The sequence below is a fragment of the Arboricoccus pini genome (genome assembly GCF_900187945.1).
In the GTDB taxonomy this organism is placed as follows: domain Bacteria; phylum Pseudomonadota; class Alphaproteobacteria; order Geminicoccales; family Geminicoccaceae; genus Arboricoccus; species Arboricoccus pini.
The window spans coordinates 1-14,736 of sequence record NZ_FYEH01000010.1 but is presented as its reverse complement, the minus strand read 5'-3'; the positions used below and the strand labels follow the sequence as shown (position 1 = coordinate 14,736).

The window sequence follows — 14,736 nt, the reverse complement described above, 5'->3', positions numbered from 1 at the left end:
AGGAGAACCACGATGCACAGCATTGAGCCGCCCGGCCCCGACGTGGGCCGGCTTCGACGGGTTCGCGTACCCGATACCGGCCAGGCCACTGCTGCCGTCGCGCTGCATCGGCTGGAGCCGGTCGCCCACACCTTCGCGGCCGCCGACATTGGCGAGGCTTACGAGAAGCTGCCGACGGGCGATCGCTTCGGCAAGCTCGCCATCAGTCTCGACTGGTAGGGAAGCGCCATGCGGCTTCAAGGCAAGCATGCCCTCATAACGGGCGGAACCAGCGGCATCGGGCTGGAGACGGCGCGGCAGTTTCTCGCCGAGGGCGCCAAGGTGGCCATCACCGGCCGCTCGGCGACAGGATTGGCGGCGGCCGGGCGTGAACTGGGGGGCGACGTGCTGGCCATCCCTAGCGATGCCGGCGAGGTCGCAGGGCAGGAAAGGCTCGCGGCCCAATTGATGGCCGCGTGGCCAAGGCTCGATGTGCTCTACCTCAATGCCGGCGACGTGACGCACCGGCCGCTCGGCGACTGGGACGAGGCAACCTTCGATGCGCTCATGGCCACCAATCTTAAGGGCCCGTTCTTCCTGATCCGCGCCCTGCTGCGGCTATTCGCCAATCCCGCCTCGATCATTCTCTGCGGCTCGGTCTCGGCGCATATCGGCCTGCCACAGTCGAGCGCCTATGCAGCGAGCAAGGCCGGGCTGCTCTCGCTCGCCCGCACGCTGTCCGGCGAATTGAAGGATCGCGGCATTCGCGTGAACGGCCTCAGCCCTGGGCCCACCGAGACGCCGGCACTGGGCAAGCTCGGTCTTGAAATGGTGGCTGAGACAGCCTTGCGGGAGGAGATTGGCAGGCTCGTGCCGATCGGCCGCATGGGCACGCCGCTCGAGCTCGCCAAGGCGGCGGTTTTTTTGGCTGCCGACGAATCCGCCTTCGTGGTGGGCACGGAGCTGCTGGTCGATGGCGGCGTCGGCAATCTTTGAGTCTCTTTGCGTTGGCACGCTAAATTTCTCCGTCGGCGGAACGTCATGGCTTTGACGAGCGTGCAGAGACCAAGGCTGACCCGCATCATGAGTTTCGATCGAGACGATATCGAGTTTCACGTCGTGGTGAACGACGAAGAGCAATATTCCATCTGGCCCGACTTCAAGCCAACGCCGGCCGGCTGGTACCGGGTGGGCGTGCGCGGCAGCAAGGCTGTCTGCCTTGCGCATATCGAGACCGTCTGGACCGACATGCGGACGCGCAGCCTGCGCAACGCTATGGATGGATCCTCGGATGGCCGTGCCGCCTGAGGCGGCGACGGACATGGCCCTGGGCGGCGAGCCTGTCGCGCTCCCGGATCTCAGGTCGGCTGACGTCGCCGTCTGGCGCGTCGCCATCGATATCGGCCAAGACCCCGCTCCAGCATTGCTGGCCACCTTGACGCCCATGGAAGAGGCAAGGCTTGCGAGCTTTCGCCGGATGGCGGATCGGGCGCGCTTTGCCGCGACGCGAACAGCTCTGCGCCATCGCCTGGGCGAAAGGCTGGGCATATCGCCCGGGGCCGTGCCAGTTGCCCTCGACCGCCACGGCAAGCCGCGTCTCCCTGGCGGTGAGCTCTGGTTCAGCGTCTCGCATGCCGGCACGTGCGGCTTCGTGGCACTTTCCTCGGATCGACCGGTCGGGGTGGATGTCGAGGGGCCGGCCCCGGACGAACCGCTGGCACCCCTTGCCCGCCTTGCCTTCTCGCCGGCCGAACTTCATCTCTGGTCGGCTGCCGGCCCTGATGAGCGCGAGGCGCTCTTTCTGGCGATCTGGACCGCCAAGGAGGCCTTCTTGAAGGCCCAGGGTACCGGCTTCCTCATCGACCCGCGGGACGTCACCGTCATGGGTGGCGAAGGACCGGTGGCAAGCGATCCCGCCCGCACCGTGCTCGATCCGTCCCTCGCTTGCATACGCTCGCTGCCTGCACCGGCCGGCTATGTCGCCGCTTTGGCCATGCTCGCCGGAGCGTCGCCCCCGCGACAGCAGGACGCCGTGGCGTCCGGTATGGAGTTTTCTAATGCCTGATCATGCCTCCCCTCGCCTACCTGTCACCCTTTCCGGCGATGGCCCCCTGATGGAGGCGCTGTCCGACCGCCGGGCCGAGCTCGACGAGGCCCTCCTGACTGCGGGCGGCGTCCTGCTCCGTGGCTACACAGTCGACAGTGTTGAGACGTTTCGCGGGTTCGCCGCGGCCTTCGGCCATCCGCTCCTGTCCTACGAGTTCGGCTCCACGCCGCGGAGCAAGGTCGAGGGCGGCGTCTACTCCTCGACCGAGTATCCGGCGCATCGGGAGATCCCCTTGCACAACGAGCAGTCCTACACGCGGGACTGGCCGATGCGCATCTGGTTCCACTGCGTCACGGCCTCCCCCGAGGGAGGGGCCACGCCGCTGGCCGACAGCCGCGCCATCTACCAGGCGCTTGATCCGGATATCCGCGCCAAGTTCGCCGCGCGCGGCCTGCGCTATGTGCGCAATTTCGGCAACGGACTCGACGTCCCCTGGCAGCAGGTCTTCAACACCCAAGATCGCGCCGAGGTCGAGCGCTATTGCCGGGCCCACGAGATCGACTGCACATGGAAGGAGGATGGCGAGCTTCGAACCAGCCAGCTCTGCCAGGCCGTGGCGACCCATCCGCGCACCGGCGCGGATGTGTGGTTCAATCAGGCGCATCTGTTCCATGTCTCGGCGCTGGACGAGGACGAGCGGGAAGTCCTGATCGATGCCGTCGGCGAGGACGAGTTGCCGAGAAACGTCTATTTTGGCGATGGCGAGGCGATCCCGGACGCGGAACTGGCGGAGATCCGCCGCGTGCTCGAGGCCGAGAAGATCACATTTCCCTGGCAACCGGGCGATGTCTTGATGCTCGACAACATGCTGACGATGCACGGGCGCCAATCCTATGCCGGTCCGCGCAAGGTCGTGGTCGCCATGGCGGAGCCCAATCGCAAGGTCCCCGTGCCTGCGTGAGTAGCGCTGTCCGAGATATTGTCCTCGAGGGGCGCGACTTGACCGTGGCATACGGCCATCAGCGCGTGCTGGATGGCCTGAGCGTCGCGATCTCCCGGGGCGGCATCACCGCTCTTTGCGGGCCCAATGGCTGCGGCAAGTCCACGCTCCTGCGCAGCCTGGCCGGCCTGCAGCCACTGGCGGGCGGCCAGGTTCTGCTCGAAGGACGCCCCTTGCAGCGGCTGACACGGCGGGAACGCGCCCGCACCCTGGCGGTGCTGGCCCAGGCCAATGAAACGCCACCCGGGCTTACCGTCACCGAGCTCGTCACCCATGGACGACATGCGCATCGTCACCTGCTGGGCGGTCTTTCAGCCGAAGATCGGCGGGCCATCGCGGATGCCATCGAAGCGGTCGGCCTAACCGCGGAGGCCAGCCGGCCGGTCACCGCACTTTCGGGCGGCGAGCGGCAGCGCGCCTGGATCGCCATGGCGCTGGCCCAGCAATGCCGGGTCCTGCTGCTTGACGAGCCCACGACCTGGCTCGACATCCGCCACCAGGTCGAGCTCGTCGATGCCCTCAGGGTCTTGAACCACACGCGGGGCATCACGATCGTCTGCGTGCTGCATGATCTCAACCAGGCCGCGGCCATCGCCGATCGAATCATGCTGATGAAGAACGGCAAGATCCTGCATGACGGCACGACCGGGGCGACGTTGATGCCGGGCCCGCTGCGGGAGACGTTCGGGGTCGAGATGTGGCGGCTCGACCATCCAGCAAGCGACCTCCCGGTCTGCCTGCCATCCTTCGGGCCCGTCGTCGGCCAGGTGTCCGGGACGCAGGCGTGAGCGAAATCGCACGCTGGACATCGACGCGGCAAAGGCCCTCCAGGCCTTTCTACCCCCTGGTCCTGGCGGCCCTCGTCGTCATTGCCGCGGTCGTCTTACTCCGGCTCGCTGACCCCTTGAGCACTCTCATGCGGGCAACGGGGGCCAAGGAAGCGGAGAGCGCCTCATTCCTCCTCTGGCAACTCTCGCTACCGCGTCTCCTTGCGGCCCTGCTGGCCGGGGGTGCCTTCGCCCTTGCCGGAACGGTCTTCCAGGCGGCCACGCGCAACCCGCTGGCTTCGCCCGACCTTCTGGGCGTCACCGCCGGTGCCCAGGCAGGCATGCTGGTCGGCCTGGCGGTGCCGGCATTGCGACCACTCGCGGGGCCGCCTTTGCTCTTCGCCTTCGGGCTTGGGGCGGCAGCGCTGGCCCTGGTCGCGGCCGGAGGTTGGCGCGCAGCGCCGCTCAGGCTTCTACTGGCGGGGGGCGCCTGCTCGCTTTTGTTCAGCTCGCTGGTGACGATGACGCTGGCACTCTTCGAGCAGAACATCGCCGGCGTCGCCCTCTGGAGCCAGGGGGCACTCTACCAGCCGGGCGCACAGGGACTGAAGACAGCGACACTCTGGCTGATCCCGCCGATCGCTGTCCTTCCCTTCCTCCTTCGCCCGCTTGAAGCGCTGGCGCTCGGCGACGACGCAGCCCGATCGATCGGTGTGGCCGTTCCCTTTACTCGGCTTCTTGCGGCCCTGGCGGCAGCGGCACTTACCGCCGCCGCCGTCGCGATCGCCGGCCCCATCGGCTTTATCGGCCTGCTGGCGCCAAACCTCGTTCGCGCCCTGGGCCTGTACGATCTCAAGACCGTGGCGCCGCTTGCCGCCCTCACCGGCGCGGCTTTGCTGCTCGCGGCCGATGGCGCGGTGGCCGGCACCGGCTTGAGCACCGGTCTGTCGACGACGGTCGCCACTGCCCTGGTCGGCACGCCGCTTTTGCTGGCGCTCGTTGCACGCGGCCGCATGCCGGCACCTACCAGCCGGGGCGACGTGGCGACTGGCGGACGGACGGCACCGTTCCTGGTCGTGGCCTTGGCCTGTGCTTTGGCCCTGATCGCCCTTTGCGCCTTCGGCCTCGCCTGGGGCGAGGCTTGGCTGTCTCCTGCCCGCCTCGTGGACGCGGTCTCCGGTCGAGATCCGATCGCGGCCCTCATCCTGGACATCAGGGCACCCCGCATCGCGATCGCCGCCCTGACGGGCGCCATGCTGGCCGCCAGCGGCGTCGTGCTGCAGAGCGTGATTCGCAACGCGCTGGCCGGGCCGGAGATCATCGGCGTGACGCAAGGTGCCGCGCTCGTCACGCTCACAGGTTCGCTCCTTTGGCCGCTGCTCGGGAGACCCGGCGCCTTCGGGCTCGCCCTCTCAGGTGGCCTCGCCACGCTGGGCGTCATCCTGGCCATCAATTATCGTCAACGCTTCGAGGCCCTCCGCGTGGCCCTTACAGGCCTCGCACTGGGCGGCCTGTTCGCGGCACTCACCTATACGCTGATCGTCGAGACCAGCGCCCAGCCGGCGCGGGCGCTGATCTGGCTGGTGGGCGGAACCTATGGGCGAAGCTGGGCCGATGCCCTGGCCCTCCTGCCCTGGTTCGTCGCGACCCTGCCGGCACTGGCCCTCCTGGCCCGGCCGCTCGACCTTCTGGCCCTAGGCGACGACGCGGCGGCGGGACTGGGGCTGCCCATCGCCCTTATCCGGGGGCTAGCCCTCCTGTTGGCCACCATTCTCGCCAGCACCGCCGTGGCCATTGTCGGCCCGATCGGCTTCGTGAGCCTTCTCACCCCTCACCTCGCCCGCCTGCTCGGCTTCCACCGGCATGGCGCGCGACTGCCCATTGCCATGCTGCTCGGGGCGCTCTTGACCGTCACGGCGGACATCGTCGGACGCGCCGCCCTTGCTCCGACCGAGATCCCGGCCGGCGCGCTGACGGCCTTGATCGGCGCACCCTACTTCCTTTGGCTGATGATCCGCCGTCCCGCTACCCGGGACGATCATCGATGATGCCCTCCCGTCGCGACATCCTGACCCTGATCGCCTCGCTGAGCGTTTCGCCGGCAATGGCGGAAGACACCCTGGCCCTGCGCCAGTCGCGGACACTTCCGAGGGTCGCCACGCGCGTTGTGGCGCTGGAGTTCCTGATTGCCGAAACGCTGGCAATGCTGGACCGGCCGCCCATCGGCATGTCGGACCCGAAATATTATCCCGGCTGGATCGGCCTGGAGCTCGATCGACTGGCGGGCGTGACCGATGTCGGGACGCGGCAGCAGCCTAGCCTGGAGGCGATCGCGCGACTGAAGCCGGACCTCATCATCGGCCTCGCCTACCGCCACGCGCCACTCTTCGACGTTCTCGAAAGCCTGGCACCCACCGTGCTCTTGGAATTCGGCGTTGGCCAGACCGGCACGCAACTGGATGCCGTGCTCGAACTCATCGGCATGATTGGCGCCTATGTCGGCCGGGATCCAGAGGCGGCAAAGATCCGCGCCGAGGTCGAGCGCTCGATCGCGGAGGACGCGGCCCGTCTGGCTCAGGCCGGGCGGAGCGGGCGTCGGCTCGTGGTGCTGCAGGAACTGGGTGGTCTCGACACCTATTGGGTGTTTACGGCCAACAGCATGTCGGCGGGGTTGGCCCAGCGCCTGGGCCTGGATTTCTGGCCGAAGGATCGTGGCCGCGACGGGGTCAGGGTGCTGACCTCGCAGGAATTGCTAGCGCTGGACGACGTCGACATCGCCCTGGTCAGCTATTCCGGTCCGCAGGTCGACCTCGCGGCCAAGACCAAAAGTGCTGCCTGGGCCCATGTGCCGGCCCTTGCTCAAGGGCGGGTCACGCTGATCGAGCGTAATATCTGGAACTTTGGCGGTCCGGCTTCGGCCCGGCATCTCGCAACGCGGCTGACCGACATGGTCCTGGCGGCACCTTAAAGAGCCTGGCAACGGGCAGGAGAAGAGCTGGCAAGCTGACCATGCTCGTCCCGAGCGGTTACGACCGCATCTAGGCGGGTCAAAAGGGCAACCTGAATGGACCTGAGACCGTTGACCTAGAAGATTACCGGCGTCGAACACCGCCTCGAACAGCTTCTTTTGCGGATCGGCCGAGCATTGGCTGAAGGATCAAGATGGGAAGGTCGACCTGGTAGCAGATCGGGTCCTTCTTCGATCAAGGCGCGGAAATGGCGGGGGCGGGAAAGCTTCATGGATGTCCCCCACTTTCAATGAATGGCTGAATCACAAACAATTCATTGATGGCATTGGCCAGACGGCCCAACCTTTTTCAATCTGGCGCGTTCGCGGGATAGCAGAATGCCCCGCCCGGCCGCCGGTTGTATGGATCGCCGACTCGATCGACGGGCGGATCATCACTTTCGCCGGGGGGTACCGCTCGACTTTGGCGATAAGCTGGTGGGCAAGGTGGGATTGAACGGAGGATCTGGCTGGCAGGATCAGAACGTAGCCGCAGCGGTGGCGCAGTGAGCGTCTTGAACCTGCTTAATCCGGAACTCGGAAAGGACATACCATGACGACCGTACTCGTAACCGGCGCGGGCAGCGGCTTTGGCAAAGAGGTGGCACTCCGGCTGGCCGCCAGGGGTCTCGAGGTAATCGCCGGTGTCGAGATCGTCGCGCAGATCCATGCACTGGCGCAGGAAGCGGAACGTCGCGGCGTGAGCCTTCAGGTCGAGAAGCTCGACGTCACACACGATGGTGACCGTCGCAAGGCTTCAGGCTGGGACGTGGACGTGTTGCTGAACAACGCAGGCATCTCGGAAGGCGGTGCTGTCGCTGATATTCCGGCTGAAAATCTGCGCCGCCAGTATGAGGTCAACATCGTTGGCCCGGTGATGCTGACGCAACTGATCGTCAAGAAGATGGTCGCGAAGAAAAAAGGCAAAATCGTCTTCATGTCGTCCGTCGCAGGTCTCACTACAGACCCGTTCGCCGGCGCCTACGCCTCGTCCAAGCATGCTGTCGAAGCCATCGCGGATGCTTTGAGCCAGGAAATGCGGGAGTTCGGCATCGAGGTCGCGACGATCAATCCCGGGCCGTTCCTGACAGGTTTCAACGATCGCATGTTCGAAACCTGGAAGAGCTGGGAAGACGATCCATCGGAACGCCTGTACGACTATAGTCAGATCGCGTTCCCGCATGAACAATATGATCCAGAGCCTGTCTTCGAGACGACGATCGGCGTGATTACGGGAGACATCGTCAGTTATCGTAACGTCGAACCGAAGGAGATCATCGGCCAGCAGCGCAAACAGCTCGAGGCGGTTTGGACACGCAAGGTCACGGACGGACTCGGGCGGCGCCCGGAGATCGTACAGAAAGCTTACGACATCAAACCTGGAACGCCCGTCTGAGCAGGCTTTGCGTCCGGCCGATGTTTCGCTTGAGCCTCCATCGGATCGAAACGCATGTTCGGCTTAGCACTCTCTTCCCGTAGCTGCAGCGTGCCGCGTTAATCGACGCTTGCCGGTCCGGGCGCCGACATGGGTTGCCCCCGCCCGACTGTATGATACTGAGACTTTGTTTTATCCGCGCCCTGCGTCCGTCAACGGAATCTGGGCTTGGACCGCGGCAACGGTTGGTCCGGCTTTGCCGGGCAGCCGCCTGCTCGACATGCGGACGGCCTCGACAGCATTTAAACGCCACCCCAGGGCGGCCCGAAAAAGGTCTCGCGCTCGGCCAGGATGAGGGCGGAGCGCTTGTGCGGCAGATCGAACTCCTTCAACCGGACAAGGCCCTGCCTTTGCATGTAGTCGATCCAGCGCACATGGTCGATGCGTGGGTCACCGACGACGCGACGCGTCCTGGGGTCGTCGAGGAAGAGATAATGGTTGAGTGCGCGAAACCAGGCCTCGACCTTGCGAGGACCCTGATGACGTGGATCGCCGACCAGAAGATGGGCCCCCCGATCATAATCGTCGACGTCATAGAAAGGGGCGATCCGATCCTCCTTCGCCCAGTAGACCTCGAAATAGGCGAAGGGTTCGTCATCGAAACAGCCGAACATGCTGATCGTGTGGGGGTCGTCCATCACCTTCTGGAGATAGGCGCGGTGCTCATCGAGGGAGCCCCGCTCGTTCCAGAACTCGGCGACGCTGTCGAGATTCATCCATCGATTGAAGATCTCGACGTCGCGATCGATATCAATCGCCCGCATGGAGAATGTCGTCGCCAGCCGCGGCATGTAACGTCGATAGACGTTGCCGACGGGCTTTGCCGGTCGCCTGGGGTGCCGCTTGCCGTCCGTCATGACGTAGACAAGCGGCGTCGTGGCGCTGGTCGTGCCGGCGAGCCAGGGCTGTGGGAGCTGCCAGAAGGCTCCTCGGTCGACGCTGAGCGTCGTCATGCCGTCCGCACTCGAGACTGTCTGGAACACGCCAGCCCGCACGGCCTCCCTGGCCCAATCCACCGAAGCGGGCAGTGACAAGGTGATCTTGTCCGGTCGCTGGCGATGCGAGAATTTGTGGGCAAGAAGCGGCAGGAAGGCGGCGGCGGGAAACGCGCGGTCGGGCGCGACCCTGGCTTCGAAGCGGTCGGGTGCTGTCGTTGCCAGGACGAGGCTTGTCTGGCCGTCGAGCAGCAGGATCGCTTCCTCGCCACCGACGGCGACCGACACGCGCCGTCCGTCAGCCAGCATCAGGTCGAATGGCGAAAGCTGAGCAGCAGCACCGTCGGTCATTGGCACGTTCATCAAAAGGAATACCTCACGCTGCCCAGAATCAGCCGGCCGGGGCCATAGAAGCATGACGTCGGATCGCCGCAACCGGAGACGTAGGTCTTGTCGGTCAGGTTCGAGGCGTTCAGAGCAAAGCGCCAGTTCTTGATGTCGTAGGAAATACCCGCGTCAAACAGCGCGAAATCGGGGACCTTGACCTTCTCGCCGCTCGTGCTGTCGGTGCCGCCATTGGTGCTGCCGGTCCAGCGGACGCCACCGCCAAATCGAAAGCCCTTCAATAAGCCGTCTTGAAACGTGTAGTCGCTCCAGAGCTGGGCCATGTCGGAGGGTACGGCCGTCGGGTGGTTGCCCACGTCCTGCGGCCGGCTCTCGCTGTCGCTGACCTTCACGTTTTGATGCGTGTAGGAGGCAATGACGCGGACACCGAGGTCGAACTGCATGAGGGCCTCGAGTTCGAAGCCGCGCGAGCGCAGGTCCTCGGCATAGGCCGTTCGAGCGGAGCCCGAGACGACGTTGGTCTGATCGAGGTCGAAATAGGAGGCGGTGAAGGAATGGCGCGTGCCGGGCGGCTGCCAGCGCAGGCCGACCTCCCGCTGCTTACCGCTGCTGGGCGCGAAGGGATCGCCGTTCGTCTTGCGCGTCGAAAGGTCGTATTCCGAACCCGCGTTCATGGAGAAGGATTCGGTGTAGCTGGCGTAGGGCGCTAGACCGTTGTCGAAGAGGTAGACGGCACCGATGCGCGGCGACCAGTCATGGTCCCTGGCCTTGGCCTTGTTGATCGCGGCGCGATCACCCGGCAGCGAGGCATCGGTCACATCTTTGTAGTCATTGGTCGCGGCATCGAAGCGGATGCCGCCTGTGATCACCAGTTTTTCCCAGAGCTTGACCTGATCTTGAACGTAGACCCCCGTCTGCGTAACGGTCTGGTCTTCGCCGCGAATGCCGAGCGTCGGGTTTTTCAAGGGATAGGCGATCGACTGGCCCGTATAGAGATTGAGCGGGTCGCCGTAGCGGAAGTCTTGATGGTCGCTGCTCTTTTCTCGAAGGAAATCGACACCCAGCAGGAATGTGTGCCTGGCCGGACCCGTATCGAGCTTAGTCTCCAGCTGATTGTCGATCGTGAGCGCCTTCGACTTGACGTTGCCGCCGACGGCGTAGCGGTTCAGATAACTCAGCGTACGATCGTAGCTCGATGGCAGCAGGTCTGCGCCATAGACCGTCTTGATGTCCGAATCGACGCTGGAATAGCGAAGATTCTGCCTGATGGTAAACATCGAGTTGAAATGGTGCTCGAACTCGTAGCCGAGTGACCATTGCTCCTTCTTATACTCGTCGTAGTCCCGGTCGCCCGTCCATTGATTGCGCGAAATCCTGCCATTCGGGTTGGGCAGGACGGTGCCGCGCGCCGGCAGGAAGTTGGAGGAGATGCTGGTATCGTCGTGGAGATAGCTGGCAAAGGCCGTCAACGAGGTCTGGTCGTTAGGCTTGAAGGAGAGCGAGGGGGCGACAGCCACACGTTGCCCCGTATAGGGATCACCGCCACCCAGATCGCTCCGGCTGCCCAGGGCGTTGATCCGATAGCTCCACTTGCCGGCCTTGTCGATCAAGCCGTTTTGATCGATCGCTGTCTCCAGGCGACGACGATTGCCGAACTGTTGCTCGATGATGGTATGCGGCGTGTCCTCGGGACGTTTGGAGACGTAGTTGATGGTACCGCCCGGGCCCCCTTGGCCGTAGAGGATCGAGGCCGGTCCGCGCAAAATCTCGATGCGGTCCAGCATCCACGGATCGACACGGTAGCTGGCATAGGGCCTGGTCACGGGCAGCCGCAGCCCGTCCTGGTAGAAATTGCCGGGCAGACCGCGGATCGTCAGGTAATTGTCGGAGCGTGTATCGGGGCCGTAGACGTCGACGGCGATACCGGGCGCGTAGCGGATGGCCTCGTTGGTGCTGGTGGCCTGGAGCGTCTCCATCCGGTCGCGACCGATGACCGTGATCGCCTGCGGCGTCTCGATGATCGGCGTGTCCGTCTTGCTGCCGGCGGTCGAGGTCTTGGCGACAAAGCCGTCGACCGGGCCCTTGCCGCCGTCCTCGCCAGCGACGCTCTGGCCCTCCACCTTGATTTCGCCCAGCGCGCTCACGCCGGCCTCCTGCGCGCCCGCATCATCCAGGGCGCCAAATAATACAGATACCGGCAATGCGATGCCCCAGGCACCCTTGCGTAAAACGTCCCTAGCCAAATCCCGTTTCCCCATTGTTAACACTTGCACTTGGATTATTGTGGTTTATCCAAGTATCTTCTTTTTATTGTTTAGATTTTGTTTACCTGTTCATCGATGAAACCATCGATGGCATAGGTTTTTCTAGAACGTATTCTCCGATCATGTCTTCGACCATTTCCCCGGCACGTCGGGGAAGGATCGAGAGCAGGGTATCGGAGAGCCCATGCGTGTCCTCGTTGCAGCCCAGCAGGTAGATCCGTGAGCTGTAGGAAGGCGGCGTCTTCAGCCGATAGAATCGGTCGACCTCGAAGCCATCGAGATCGTCGGCCAGTCCTTCGAGAAGTCGTTGATGCGCGTCGTAGCGATATCCCGTCGCCAGCATGACGAGATCGAAACGATGCAAGGCGGCCTCGCCCGAGACTGTGTCCCTGAGTGCCAGGTCGATCTTCTCTCCTTCGCTCGCGGATTCGACCACGTGGCCGGCCAAAAGCCGATGCCGCTCGTTGCCATCCACCTGCTGGCGATAGAGGAGCGCGTAGATCCGCTCGATCAGATCAAGATTGACGACCGAATAGTTCGTGTTGCGCATCGAATCGAGCAGCGACCGTCGCCGCTCGATCGGCAGACCGTGCAGCACATCGACAAAACTCGGATCGAAGACCTCGTTGACGAACGGACTATCGTCGGCCGGCCGAAGCGCGTGGTCGCGCAGGACCAGCGTGACCTCGGCATGCGGGAAGCGCGTCGCCACATCGTAGAACACCTCGGCACCGCTCTGGCCGCCGCCAATCACCGCCACCCGCGTGGGCCGGTCATGCGCCGCGATCAGCCGCTGCGCGGCGGCGAGGTAGCCCGAAGTGTGCACCACGCGCTCGCGACCCAGCGCGGCGAAGGGCACGGGAAAATTCGGGCGCCCGCCCACCGCGACCACGAGATCGCGCGTCGTGAAGGCACGCACAGCGCCGTCGGCGCCATGAGATGTCACGCGCAATTGCGACACGCGACCCTGTCGGCGGACGGGCTCGATTCGCTGGACGGTCTGGCCGTAGCTTACCTGATCCTTGAAGGCCGAGGCTGCCCAACGGAAATAATCATTGAACTCGGCTCGGGTCGGATGGGATTGACCCAGGTTGATGAAGGCCTCGAGCCGCTTCTTCGCATGGAGATAATTGACGAAGGTGAAGCGGCTCGAGGGATCGCGCAGCGTGGCCAGATCCTTCAAGAACGAGATCTGCACCGTGCTGCCCTCGACCATCATGTCGGGGTGCCAGCGGAACTCATTTTGTCGCTCGAGAAAACGAAAATTGAGCTTGCGGGCGGCCGGCGTCTCGGCCATTGCCACCGCGACCGCGAGATTGGCGGGGCCGAAGCCGACGCCTAGCAGATCTAGATCCATCATCGACATTGCTGGCATCTCGCTTTCCGCGCGTTCAGGCGCCGACATTGTTCAGGGCTTCGCTTGGGTCGAAACCGGCTAATCGCCCGAGGGGCTGGCTTGGATCAGTCGCTGCGGCGATGAGTGTCCGGCGAAAATCGGCGGCCACGCCCTCGATCGTGGATGCGGCGAAGATCTCGCGGCGATAGCCCATCGAGACGTGGAGGCTGCCTTCCGGCCGTTCGTTGAAATCGAAGGCGAGCTCGAAGACCTCGAACGCATTCTCGACGGCAAAGGCGCTGGCCTCGACCCCCGGAATGATGTTCCGACCGTCAAAGCCTCGCCCCAGATAGCTGAAGGAGATCTGATAGGGCGGCGCGCCCGGTTCGAGCCGACCATCGGCCTCCAGGGCGGCTGTCATCCGTCTGAAGGGCACCGTGCCGCGTGCCTGGGACGCCAGTCGCTCCTCGCGAACGGCGGTCAGGACATCCAGGAAGGACTGCTGGGGCGCCCCCTGCACGATGGCGAACTCGGTCTCAAGCAGGCAGCCGAACACACGCTGGAACTCGGGCAATTCGCGATCGGCGCTCACGAGACCGATACCGATGGCGGCCCAATCGGCCCGCTTGCCAAGCGTGATGCCGAGTGCCGTCAGCGTCGCCATCGCCAGGGTCGCACCGTTCTCGGCGGCATGCCGCCGCACCGCGGCAATCGCTTCCTTGGGGATCTGGAAACGCAGCCTTGCTCCTGTCGTGCCCGCACGTTCGCGCGGGCGATCCGGCCTCAGCGGGTGGGTACACCAGGCGGAAGGCAGGGCCGCGCACGCCAGCCTCAGACGCCGCTGGATTTCGGGATCCCGATCCCGCTGCCGCCGCCAGGCCGCGTAGTCGGCCAGTTGGAGCGTGGCAGGAAGATGGGGCTCAACGCCCAGGATCAGCGCCTGATAGACACTTTGGATTTCCTCGCCCAGGATGCCCATGGAAAGACCATCGGCGAAGGCGTGGTTCAGGGTCAGCGTGAAGACCCAGTCCTCATCTCCCAGCCTCGTCAGGTGGATGCGGATCGGCATCTCGCGGCCAAGATCGAACGGGCGGGATGCCTGCTCGTGGGCGAGCTCGGCGGCTCGGGCCAGGGCCGCCCAGGGTTCCAGCTCCATAAGGTCGATGACGGCAAAGGCAAGCGGCTCCGCCTCGCAAATGACCTGCTCCAGACCGTCCGGTCCCTCGCGCACGAGCGTCCGCAGAGCCTCGTGCCGCTCGACCAGATAGGCAAAGCAAGCGCGCAGCATGCCGACATCGAGTGGCCCCTTGAGACGCGCCGCGCCACAAATATTGTAGGCGCCGCTCTCGGGATGCTCCTTTTGCCACTGCCAGAGCATGGTCTGCATGCCGCTTGCCGGCAGCGGCGCCGCGCGGTCCGCAAGGATGATATTCTTGGGCGCCGGAACCGGCTGGGCGGCGTCGATCCGCTCTGCCAGCCGGGCCAACTCTGGCGTCTCGAACACGCCCTTGAGCGGCAGGTTCCGGCCCCATTCTTTGCGGATCTGGGCGACGAGTTTGGCGGCGAGGAGGGAGTGGCCGCCCAGTTGGAAGAAGCCGTCATGGCGGCCGACCCTGGCATG

13 protein-coding genes are annotated in these 14,736 nt (G+C 64.7%); 9 read left to right on the top strand and 4 right to left on the bottom strand.

The features are described 5' to 3' along the window. Positions 1 to 12 precede the first annotated feature (12 nt). The 9 genes from CFB17_RS13500 (at position 13) to CFB17_RS13460 (ending at position 8,196) form a co-directional block, all read left to right on the top strand. Complete coding sequence (locus CFB17_RS13500; protein ID WP_088562096.1) at positions 13 to 219, top strand: hypothetical protein; 207 nt, start codon at positions 13 to 15, stop codon at positions 217 to 219. A gap of 9 nt (positions 220 to 228) precedes the next feature. Further along, complete coding sequence (locus CFB17_RS13495) at positions 229 to 975, top strand: SDR family oxidoreductase (RefSeq protein ID WP_088562095.1); 747 nt, start codon at positions 229 to 231, stop codon at positions 973 to 975. Positions 976 to 1,062: 87 nt separating this feature from the next. Continuing rightward, positions 1,063 to 1,287 carry an MbtH family protein gene (locus CFB17_RS13490; RefSeq protein ID WP_088562198.1) on the top strand — a complete coding sequence of 75 codons (225 nt, stop codon included), beginning with the start codon at positions 1,063 to 1,065 and terminating at the stop codon, positions 1,285 to 1,287. Then, the gene (locus CFB17_RS13485; RefSeq protein ID WP_165769613.1) at positions 1,271 to 2,044 is read left to right on the top strand and encodes a 4'-phosphopantetheinyl transferase family protein; all 774 of its coding nucleotides are present in this window, start codon (positions 1,271 to 1,273) and stop codon (positions 2,042 to 2,044) included. Before CFB17_RS13490 ends, CFB17_RS13485 begins: the two co-directional genes overlap by 17 nt. Then, complete coding sequence (locus tag CFB17_RS13480) at positions 2,037 to 2,987, top strand: TauD/TfdA family dioxygenase (RefSeq protein ID WP_088562093.1); 951 nt, start codon at positions 2,037 to 2,039, stop codon at positions 2,985 to 2,987. Before CFB17_RS13485 ends, CFB17_RS13480 begins: the two co-directional genes overlap by 8 nt. Then, positions 2,984 to 3,814, top strand: a complete 831-nt coding sequence (locus tag CFB17_RS13475; RefSeq protein ID WP_207762093.1) for an ABC transporter ATP-binding protein — start codon at positions 2,984 to 2,986, stop codon at positions 3,812 to 3,814. The genes CFB17_RS13480 and CFB17_RS13475 overlap by 4 nt, the downstream gene beginning before the upstream one ends. Beyond that, positions 3,811 to 5,841, top strand: coding sequence for an iron ABC transporter permease (locus CFB17_RS13470; RefSeq protein ID WP_165769612.1), 2,031 nt, complete (start codon positions 3,811 to 3,813; stop codon positions 5,839 to 5,841). Before CFB17_RS13475 ends, CFB17_RS13470 begins: the two co-directional genes overlap by 4 nt. After that, positions 5,841 to 6,761: an ABC transporter substrate-binding protein gene (locus CFB17_RS13465; protein WP_207762092.1), complete on the top strand. Its 921-nt coding sequence runs from the start codon at positions 5,841 to 5,843 to the stop codon at positions 6,759 to 6,761. The genes CFB17_RS13470 and CFB17_RS13465 overlap by 1 nt, the downstream gene beginning before the upstream one ends. A gap of 592 nt (positions 6,762 to 7,353) precedes the next feature. Continuing rightward, positions 7,354 to 8,196, top strand: coding sequence for an SDR family oxidoreductase (locus CFB17_RS13460; protein ID WP_088562090.1), 843 nt, complete (start codon positions 7,354 to 7,356; stop codon positions 8,194 to 8,196). Positions 8,197 to 8,477: 281 nt separating this feature from the next. Here CFB17_RS13460 and CFB17_RS13455 read toward each other — a convergent pair whose 3' ends face one another. The 4 genes from CFB17_RS13455 to CFB17_RS13440 form a co-directional block, all read right to left on the bottom strand. Further along, entirely contained in the window at positions 8,478 to 9,479 is a 1,002-nt protein-coding gene (locus CFB17_RS13455) for a GNAT family N-acetyltransferase (RefSeq protein ID WP_407642425.1), read from the bottom strand. 53 nt (positions 9,480 to 9,532) lie between these two features. Then, entirely contained in the window at positions 9,533 to 11,758 is a 2,226-nt protein-coding gene (locus tag CFB17_RS13450) for a TonB-dependent siderophore receptor (RefSeq protein WP_165769611.1), read from the bottom strand. Between the two features lie 82 nt (positions 11,759 to 11,840). After that, entirely contained in the window at positions 11,841 to 13,145 is a 1,305-nt protein-coding gene (locus CFB17_RS13445) for a lysine N(6)-hydroxylase/L-ornithine N(5)-oxygenase family protein (protein WP_165769610.1), read from the bottom strand. 25 nt (positions 13,146 to 13,170) lie between these two features. Further along, positions 13,171 to 14,736 (bottom strand): condensation domain-containing protein (locus CFB17_RS13440; protein ID WP_133063908.1); only part of this gene is annotated, 1,566 nt, incomplete at its 5' end.

What these genes read in the sequence shown, in the direction of transcription:
- CFB17_RS13455 (WP_407642425.1), bottom strand. Translation starts at nt 9,479, where the DNA reads ATGCTGGCTGACGGACGGCGCGTGTCGGTCGCCGTCGGTGGCGAGGAA.
- CFB17_RS13460 (WP_088562090.1), top strand. Translation starts at nt 7,354, where the DNA reads ATGACGACCGTACTCGTAACCGGCGCGGGCAGCGGCTTTGGCAAAGAG.
- CFB17_RS13500 (WP_088562096.1), top strand. Translation starts at nt 13, where the DNA reads ATGCACAGCATTGAGCCGCCCGGCCCCGACGTGGGCCGGCTTCGACGG.
- CFB17_RS13485 (WP_165769613.1), top strand. Translation starts at nt 1,271, where the DNA reads ATGGCCGTGCCGCCTGAGGCGGCGACGGACATGGCCCTGGGCGGCGAG.
- CFB17_RS13480 (WP_088562093.1), top strand. Translation starts at nt 2,037, where the DNA reads ATGCCTGATCATGCCTCCCCTCGCCTACCTGTCACCCTTTCCGGCGAT.
- CFB17_RS13495 (WP_088562095.1), top strand. Translation starts at nt 229, where the DNA reads ATGCGGCTTCAAGGCAAGCATGCCCTCATAACGGGCGGAACCAGCGGC.
- CFB17_RS13445 (WP_165769610.1), bottom strand. Translation starts at nt 13,145, where the DNA reads ATGTCGATGATGGATCTAGATCTGCTAGGCGTCGGCTTCGGCCCCGCC.
- CFB17_RS13490 (WP_088562198.1), top strand. Translation starts at nt 1,063, where the DNA reads ATGAGTTTCGATCGAGACGATATCGAGTTTCACGTCGTGGTGAACGAC.
- CFB17_RS13465 (WP_207762092.1), top strand. Translation starts at nt 5,841, where the DNA reads ATGCCCTCCCGTCGCGACATCCTGACCCTGATCGCCTCGCTGAGCGTT.